We start from the raw sequence: 9,118 nt of genomic DNA, 5'->3' as shown, positions 1-9,118 counted from the left end.
AGAGTCAGCTTAGTAAAATATTTAACTTTCTGGAACTATCAGACTTGCAGACCACCCCAAAAAGCTATACTTAACGACAGGTCATTTTGGACTGGTGTTTTGAGGACTTTTTACGCCGGTGATGACACGATAGGAGTTTTAGATTGAGGATAAACTGGATGACGTATCCCCATTTCATTAGCAATCTCTATTGAATCTTCACGAGGCAGGAGAGGGTATTGCTCATAGATCGCAATAACAGCAGGGTTATATTCAAGCATCAGATAGATATGATATTCAATATCTGAAAGAAAGTGGTGGGTGTGGTGTGTTTTTATTCCTTTGACTTTTCTTGATCTTCCTAGAGAGGGAACCTCCCTCACCTCAAGCCATGGCTTGTATATTCCGTCTTTCTGCAGCTTCAACCACAGTTTGCACCATCTCTCAACGTCCTTCTCGGTAACCTTACTTCTCTTGGTTTGCATGTCTACCTCACTGTCAACCACAGGCTTGACCGGACAGTGAGTAAAGATAGTACAGATCTAAGATTTGTCGACAATTTAAATTCAGTGTCGACATTTCTGCACCTGTGTCGACACTTTTAATACATTTCTACAGAGGTTCATTAAACAACGGAACCCAGTTGGAAGATTGGCAGGTACATCGCAACAATCAGGCCGCCAACAAGCACACCCAGCACCGACATGATGATCGGTTCCATAAGGCTGGTCAGGCCGTCAACCATATTATCCACTTCTTCTTCATAAAAGGTGGCGACTTTATCAAGCATCTCATCCAGAGAACCTGATTCCTCACCAATAGATACCATCTGTATAGCCATGGCCGGGAATATACCTGAGCTTTTCATGGCGAACTGCAGCTGCTGACCGGTGGATACATCTTCTTTTATTTTCCTTGCAGCATTGGCATAAACCACATTACCTGCAGCTCCGGCTACTGAGTCGAGAGCGTCGACCAGGGGAACCCCTGCGGCAAAGGTTGTTGACAGAGTTCGGCCAAAGCGGGCAACGGCGGATTTATCCAGAATCTCACCAATAATTGGCAACTTCAGTACAAAGCGGTCCAGAGTATCTCTGGCAGCCTTGGATGACTTCAGTGTCCGTTTTATCAGGAAGCCGCCAATGACCAGGACTCCCAGGACAATATGCCAGTAATTCTGGACAACCTCTGAAATGTTGATGACAACCTGTGTAAAAGCGGGTAGCTCAGCACCAAAGCCCTGAAACACCTCTTCAAATTGAGGCACTACCTTTACCAGAAGGATGACGGTAACGATGATCGCAATACAGACTACGGCGATAGGATAGTTCATCGCCTTCTTGATTTTTGCCTTAAGGGCCTCGGTTTTTTCTTTATAGGTAGCGATTCGATCCAGCAGTGTCTCAAGTGCTCCAGACTGCTCACCAGAGGCAACGAGATTGCAGTACAGGTCGTCAAAATAATCTGGATGTTGTCTGAGAGAGTCAGCAAACGTACTGCCCGAAGCCACTTCATTCTTGATCTTGCCAACCAGATCCCGCATGGACTCTTTTTCGATACCGCCGGCGGTAATATCAAAAGCCTGAAGCAGCGGTACCCCTGCCCTCATCATGGTTGCCATCTGGCGGGTGAAAAGGGCGATATCCATGGGTTTGATCTTACCGCCACCACCAAGCCCGAGAGAAGGGCCTTTTTTGGAAACTTTGGTAGCCAGGATGCCCTGCTTTCTCAGCTCAGCCTTGACCAGCGCAGCACTGGCGCTCTGCATTTCCCCTTTCGTCTTTTTGCCGGCTTTATCTTTACCCTGCCAGACAAATGTGACTATTTTGGTTGGTTTTGCGGCCATTGTTCGCGCGATCCATAGCTGTTCTGCTTGATGAGCAGATTATAAGTTTACTTTCACCAAGTTTATATCAGAGCGATCACAAAAACAGATAATCCTCTGAAATTGAGAACTGATTACTGTTTGTTTCGGTCAAATGGGGTCGGTCATTAATACGCAGTGTGTTTTTAATTGAAAACTTCGGTTCGTTTGAAGCCGTCCACATTGATGGCTGTCAGGCTTTTACCCCAGACGCAGCCCGTATCTATGGCGTGGATATTATCATGACCGCTGACCCCATCAAGAGCTGCCCAGTGACCAAAAATGATCTGCTCCTGATAGCATGGACTCTCCGAAAAGCTGAACCAGGGAGCATATCCATTTTTCGGGGTGGACCCTTTGCTCTCCAGATCCAGCATCCCATGGGCATTGCAGAATCGCATCTGGGTAAAGTAGGCGGCGGTAAGTCGTAGCCTTTTTTTCAGCTTAAGCTCACCATCCCATGGCTGAGGTTTAGTGTTTTTGAAAATCTTTTTGAGCCATTTGACATAGTCTTCAGACTGCAGGGCCTGCTCCAGCTCCCGGGCCTGCTCAATAGCCTGATCAACAGTCCAGATGGGAGGAATGCCTGCATGAACCATGGTGATCTTTCGTTGAACGTCATTGTGTAGCATTGGACGAAAGCGTAACCACTGTAGAAGCTCATCGGCATCAGGCGCTTCCAATACTTCCGTCAGGGTGTCTTTGCCTTTCTGCTTGCGAATACCACAAGCCACGGCCAGAAGGTGAAGATCGTGATTCCCGAGAACGGCTATACAGCTATTACCAAGACTTTTCAGGTATCGCAGAGTTTCCAGAGATTTTGGACCGCGATTGACCATATCACCCGCAACCCAGAGGACATCGTGGTCAGGGTCAAACTTTAGTTCATCCAACAGGTGACGCAGAGGGTCATAACAACCCTGGATGTCCCCGACTGCATAAGTGGCCATTCGCTGTTCCTGAGAGATCCCTGTTAACGTTATCTATCGATCAAATAGTCGGCAATTCGAACAAAATCGGCAAGGGTTAGTACTTCTGGCCGAGCTGCAGGGTCAATAGCCAGTGTTTCAAGCTCTTCTGCCTTGAGGTGCTGTTTGAGTGTATTACGGATGGTTTTACGCCGTTGGCTGAAAGCATCCCGTACAACCTGTTCCAGCTTCCGGATATCTTTACAGGGATGAGGCAGCTCATGATATGGCGTCATTCGAACGATGGCTGAGTCGACTTTGGGGGCTGGTTTAAATGCTCCGGGTCCTACAGTAAAGAGGTAATCTACCTTGCAGTAATACTGAGCCATGATGCCCAGGCGGCCATAGTGTTTTTCGCCCGGTGCGGCAGCCAGACGCTGAACCACTTCTTTCTGCAGCATGAAATGCATATCCTGAATCATGCTTTCAAAGCTCAACAGGTGAAATATTAACGGTGTCGAAATGTTATAGGGCAGGTTACCAATGATTCGTAGCGGTCGTTCGTCCGTTTTCAGGCTGGCAAAATCAAATTTCAGCGCATCGGCTTCGTGAATATGAAAGTTTGGGTTCAGGCCAAAGCGCAGGAGCAGGGTAGGAATCAGATCCCTGTCCAGCTCGACAACATCCAGTCCACCGGCACGCTCAAGAACGTCGGCTGTCAGGGCTCCCTGGCCGGGACCAATCTCAACCAGATGCTCATCCTGTTTTGGGTTGATCGACGCAACGATCTCACCGATTACACCGTGATCGTGAAGAAAGTTCTGGCCGAAACGTTTGCGGGCCTTATGGTAAGGAACGTCTGTCTGGGGCATGAGGAGTATTGCTCATCTGGGGAGAAACTGTCGATGACAATCAGCCATGGTAAATATATGGCATGGATATCTGTCAAACCCGCAATGATAACGCCCGACCGCTGTTTTTGCCAGAAGCCTATTCAGGGAAAGAAATCATATCCAGAGCCGTTTCGATGGCTGTGTATAAACTGCCTGAATCTATGTTTCCTGTGCCCGCAAGATCAAGGGCGGTTCCATGATCGACTGAGGTTCGTACAATAGGGAGCCCCAGGGTGATATTGACTGCTTGCCCAAAGCCTTTGTATTTGAGTACAGGTAATCCCTGGTCATGATACATGGCCAGTACGGCATCCGCTTGTTGCAGTAGTTTTGGGTTAAACAGGGTATCTGCTGGCAAGGGACCGGTCAGGTGCATCCCCTGTGCCCTACAGTTCTGCAGAACGGGAATAATCGTTTCAATCTCTTCCATTCCCAGGTGGCCACCCTCACCGGCGTGGGGATTCAGTCCACAGACAAGAATATGAGGCTTACTGATCGAAAACTTACCCTCTAACTCCCGGTGAAGAATTTGAATAACCTGGGTCAGGGAGTGGTGGGTAATGGCTGAAGAGACCTGCGAAAGGGGCAGATGGGTGGTTGCCAGGGCTACTCTTAAGCCCTCTGTAGCCAGCATCATCACAACTTTCTCGGTGTGAGTCTGTTCAGCAAGAAACTCTGTGTGGCCGCTGAATGGAATACCGGCATTATTGATGACTTCTTTATGAACAGGGCCTGTCACCATCCCATCAAAGAGGCTGTTCATGCACCCATGCAGTGCAAACTTCAGTGTATTGAGAACATATTGTCCGTTAGCAGGGTTAACTGACCCTGCTGTTGCGGTGGTAGCCATGGAGACCGGGGCAACCACCAGGGTGTTTTTTCTGGAAGGCTCTCTGATGTCCGGGTTAAAGACTTGAAGATCAACTGAAAGATCCAGCTCTTTTGCTCTTTGTGTCAGTAGCTCCGGATCGGCTGCTATCACCAGTTGTAATGGTTTAGAAAACTCGTGGTTTTGAGTTGCCAGCATCAGGCAAAGATCAGGGCCGATGCCAGCAGGCTCCCCTGCGGTTATCACCAGCCGGGGAATGGGTTTAGCTAATTCAGTAGAACCGGTCATATCAGAGCTGAATCTCAACGTAGGCCTGATCGCGGATTTCCCGCAGCCAGACTTGCAGCTCTTCCTCAAACTTACGATTGCTGAGTAGCTCGCGTACCTGATTACGGCGCACCTGAGTACTGATATCAGATTGTCGTTTTCCCAAGACTTCAAGAATATGCCAGCCGTAGGTGGTGCGGAATGGCTCACTGACCACTTTTTCAGGGATGATGTTCATCACGGTCTGGAATTCAGGAACCAGTGTTTCTGGTGAAATCCAACCCATATCACCGCCATTGAGTGCGGAAGCGGTATCATCAGAGTACGCTTTGGCAAGTTCGCTGAACGCTTCACCCGACTGAACGCGTTCGTACAGTTTCTTGGCCTGCATCTGCGATTCAAGGTTACTGCGAATTTCATTCGGCTTGATCAGAATGTGTCGAACATGGACCTGACTCTGAACCACTTTTTCATTACCCCGGGTATCCATTAGTTTGAAGATATGGAAACCGGCAGGACTACGAATAGGTGCAGATGTCTGTCCTCTGGTCATTTTAATTGCCTGTTCAGCGAACAGGGTTGGGAGCTGATCAGCTTTTCTCCAGCCGAGGTCACCGCCTTCCAGGGCATTTTGTCCCTTGGAGTTGGCTATTGCCATGGCCTGAAAATCTGCCCCCTGGCGAAGCTCTTTGGAGAGATCATTAGCGCGACGTTCTGCACTCTGGATCTGGTCTGGAGTCGCATTATCGGGTGTTGCAATCAGAATATGAGCCAGACGATATTCTGTCTGCATTTGAGCCAGCCCTTCAGGAGAGCTCAGGAAGTTATCAATTTCCTGTTCGCTGACCTGTACACGCTGGGCAACCTGGCGCTGGCGAACACGGTTAAGAATCATTTCCCGGCGAATTTCTTCACGAGCCTGGCTGAACGACAGACCGTCCGCTTCCAGGTTTTGCTTAAACTCTTCCAGCGTCATCTGGTTGCGCTGGGCGATTCGAGCAATCGCGTCATTGAGAGCCCAGTCATCAATGCGGATGCCTCCGCGCTTGCCCATCTGGATCTGGATGTTTTCCAGTATCAGCTGCTCCAGTACCTGCTTTTTCAGCACATCTTCCGGTGGCAGATTAATATTCCTGGAAGATAGCTGGCGATGCACGGCCTCAAGACGCGCATCAAGCTCACTCTGCATGATGACGTCCTGGTCAATTTTGGCAACGATACGATCGAGTTCTACCCGGCTATCGTTAGCGGTTTGCACCGTTTCAGATACTTGTGCATAAACTCCACCACTGCTGAAAGACAGCAGGCACAGGGAGGCCAGTGCAATGCGTTTCAATCCCTTCATCATTTACTTCTCATCCCCTGCGTAACCTTTAATACCTTCAAGATACTCTTTCGTCGTGCCACTGGTCAGATCCCCTAGCCCTCTCAGGACAAACTGGAGAAATACACCGCTTTTGCTGTTGGGGTGATCAATGTTGTCATCATCATCGACCCACTTACGCCACAGTACACGAACTTGATAACAGCAACTGTTATATTCGACTCCGGACAATATCTCAAGGTTCCGCTTGTTGGTTAAATCATACTGCCAGCGTCCCATGGCTGACCAGTTATTGGAAACAGGCCATGCAACAGAGAGGTCAGTCTGGCTCAGATTGTTGTCAGTGGTCAGACCGGTGTTTTGATCCTGTTCGTTTTTAATATAACGATCAGCCTGACGCAGGAAGCGATAGCCAGCATTCATTACTCGACGCTCACCCGGTTTGTACTGGTAGTAAAGACCGTAGCTGTCCAGTTTATTGTTACTGGTATCCCACATTAAGTCCTGACGGATATTCATGCTGCGGCTTATGTCATAGACCAGTTCGGATGCCAGTGGTGATACTGAGTCCTTCATTTCTTCCCACAGACGTTCTGTCTCATCATTTGGGTCGGTATCAAGATCCTGGTCAGTATCACCCGGATCAATACCTGCATTGGGACTAATCCATAGCTGACGGTCTTCAAAATAGATGATCTGGCCTATGCCAAAGCGAACCCGCTCAAAGCCATCGCCTTCTATCAACCGGGTTGTCAGGCCGAGGGATAGCTGGTTGGCATCACCCAGTCGGTCATGGCCAGAGAAGCGGCTGTCGCGCCAGAGTGAGTTGTAGTTGAAGTTCATCAACGCAGTATCAAAGACCGGGTTCATCTCCTGTCCCTCTTTGTAGGGGGAGTAGAGATACTTCATTCTGGGCTCGAGGGTATGGGTAAATTCAGTGTCACCGATATTGGTGAAGCGGTCAAAGTAAAGTCCGCTGTCAATGCTGAATGTGGGCACAGTCGTCTTGGGTGACTCGGTATAATCTGCTGAGGTGAAGTTGCCGTAGGAGCTGTTCAGGTCAGTGATTACATCCGTTTCATTCAAATCCGTCAGTCGGTATTCAACGTGCTGCACTTTCACCGCTGGGCGGATAAAGGCATAGTTCCAGTCAAAAGAGTAGCCTGCTCCGGTTTCCAGGTAGAACCGTTCGCCATTTGCCTTCTTGATGCCATAGCCTGAATCGTAGTTACTCTGGTACACATTGTCCGATGGGTTTACCAGAGTTTCATTCACGTAATGCCAGTTATCGTCACGAGTGAACTTGGTGTAGTCGGCGACATAGTTAAGGTTCAGGTTGTTACTGGCCAGCCAGTTACCAGCCAGTTTGATTTGTGGCAGTTTGTTGTAGGGATCATCTGCCGTCTGGTTCATATTCTGGTATTGGTGAGCATCCAGACTCAGCTGCCAGCTGTGGTTGGTATCGCCTCCCAGGTAGCGGGTACCTATCCGCTGGTTCAGTGGTGAATTGGCGGACAGGTTAAGGCTGGTGCTGAAATCATCCAGATAGTTTTTATCACTGGCTTTTGCGTAGTCGACTTCTGCCGTCCAGCGGCTGGTCAGGTCTGTCTGTTGACGATAGTTGATCAACCAGCGGTGGTCATTGTAATAGGGGTTCTCTTTTTTCAGTTCATCTTTGTCCAGCAATCCGGAAAGTCCCAGCTCACCCTGAGTGTTGCCTACGAGATATCGGAATTCATTCTCCAGCATGAATCCCCGTTTGCTCATATATCTGGGCGTGAGTGTTGCATCATAGTTTGGTGCAATATTCAGGTAATAAGGAATGGAAAAGTCCAAACCGTTATCACTGCTTTGAGATAATGTAGGATAAAGGAAACCTGATTTTCTTCGGTCATCAATAGGGAAAGACAGATACGGCGTGTAGAGGATAGGCAGCCCCTGTACGCGAACCACCGCATTTTTGGCCAGGCCCTGGCCACTGTCCATATCAAGGGTCACGTTTTGCCCGGACAACTGCCAGCCTTTATCACCTGGAGGACAGGTGGTGTAGGTGGCGTCAGACAGCTCAAGGGTTGAGTCTTCATTGCGGACGATGCGGTTAGCACTGCCGCGGGCTTTCTGCTCATGCATCACATAAGCGGTGTTCTCAAGGGTTGCACGGCCACTGTCGAGCTGTAGATCACCTTTGTCACCGACCAGCAGGACGCCGCTTTCTCGAAAACGTACGTTGCCTTCGAACTGACCATAGTTCCGGCTCTTGTCCAGAGTGGCGTTATCACTTTCAAATAGCCGGCTGCCCTGACGGACAGTAACATCTCCCTTGAAGGTGGCAACAGAATCCTTGTCATAACTGGATTCATTGGACTCGGCGACAATCGGTGCCTTATTGGTATCCCCGGTATAGTCTTTACCTGGTCTGGGTGGCTCAATATAAGCGCCACAGCTGTAGAAAGGCTCAGAGGCTCTTCTCTGTGCCGACAGGTTTTGAATAGGTTGCCAGTCCAGAAGTTGTTTAAGGGTGGCGTTTTGCCTGGCGGCCGCAGGCTTAATATGCGACGCTGTTTTTTTTAGTTTTCTGACCTGCTGTTTAGCCTTGGGCGCCGGCTGTGCCGGGATGGATTGGGCTGTTGCAGGATCACAACTCCATTGGCCATTAGCCAGTGTCTGGCAGTGCCATTCGCTCTGTTGGCCTCCCGAGGATTCAGCTGCAATTACTCTGGAAACCGGCTGACTGGCAATAATACTGGTTGCAATGGCCAGTGTCAGTGCTCTTGGGGTAAACGGTGATTGGTGCAGATGCATGTCCATAAGCTCAGCAATCCTGGGGCAACATTCTTATTGGGCGAATCAAATCAAGAAAAGGCTGCGTTAACGTAATGGTATTGTATTGTTTGTTTGGAGCCGTGAAAGCAGCATATTCAACGTTCCTCATGAATGCTGTTACAGAGAAAAAAAACGATAATCTCCGTAACCCGGGTTCGAAACCGTTGACGCTCTCAGCATAACGAATGAGGTGGTTTTTCATGAAAATAAACAGGCCCACGGACTTTTGTC

The 9,118-nt window shown here is 49.1% G+C and carries 7 protein-coding genes; all 7 read right to left on the bottom strand.

The features are described from left to right. Nucleotides 1–110: 110 nt before the first annotated feature. A complete protein-coding gene (locus AK963_RS10550; protein ID WP_066015410.1) occupies nucleotides 111–464 on the bottom strand; it encodes a PDDEXK family nuclease in 354 nt (117 codons plus the stop codon). Between the two features lie 140 nt (nucleotides 465–604). Next, the gene (locus AK963_RS10545; RefSeq protein WP_066015409.1) at nucleotides 605–1,825 is read right to left on the bottom strand and encodes a type II secretion system F family protein; all 1,221 of its coding nucleotides are present in this window, start codon (nucleotides 1,823–1,825) and stop codon (nucleotides 605–607) included. Nucleotides 1,826–1,989: 164 nt separating this feature from the next. Then, complete coding sequence (locus tag AK963_RS10540; RefSeq protein ID WP_066015408.1) at nucleotides 1,990–2,793, bottom strand: symmetrical bis(5'-nucleosyl)-tetraphosphatase; 804 nt, start codon at nucleotides 2,791–2,793, stop codon at nucleotides 1,990–1,992. Nucleotides 2,794–2,822: 29 nt separating this feature from the next. Further along, the gene (rsmA, locus tag AK963_RS10535; RefSeq protein WP_066015407.1) at nucleotides 2,823–3,623 is read right to left on the bottom strand and encodes a 16S rRNA (adenine(1518)-N(6)/adenine(1519)-N(6))-dimethyltransferase RsmA; all 801 of its coding nucleotides are present in this window, start codon (nucleotides 3,621–3,623) and stop codon (nucleotides 2,823–2,825) included. Between the two features lie 118 nt (nucleotides 3,624–3,741). Beyond that, nucleotides 3,742–4,761: a 4-hydroxythreonine-4-phosphate dehydrogenase PdxA gene (pdxA, locus tag AK963_RS10530; RefSeq protein ID WP_066015406.1), complete on the bottom strand. Its 1,020-nt coding sequence runs from the start codon at nucleotides 4,759–4,761 to the stop codon at nucleotides 3,742–3,744. A 1-nt stretch (nucleotide 4,762) separates the two neighbouring features. Further along, nucleotides 4,763–6,088: a peptidylprolyl isomerase gene (locus AK963_RS10525; RefSeq protein WP_066015405.1), complete on the bottom strand. Its 1,326-nt coding sequence runs from the start codon at nucleotides 6,086–6,088 to the stop codon at nucleotides 4,763–4,765. Beyond that, a complete protein-coding gene (locus AK963_RS10520) occupies nucleotides 6,089–8,872 on the bottom strand; it encodes an LPS-assembly protein LptD (RefSeq protein ID WP_066015404.1) in 2,784 nt (927 codons plus the stop codon). Nucleotides 8,873–9,118 lie beyond the last annotated feature (246 nt).

Origin of the sequence: Endozoicomonas atrinae (assembly GCF_001647025.1) — a bacterium.
Lineage (GTDB): Bacteria > Pseudomonadota > Gammaproteobacteria > Pseudomonadales > Endozoicomonadaceae > Endozoicomonas > Endozoicomonas atrinae.
The sequence above is the reverse complement of the archived record's forward strand: the minus strand, read 5'-3'. Positions and strand labels throughout refer to the sequence as shown.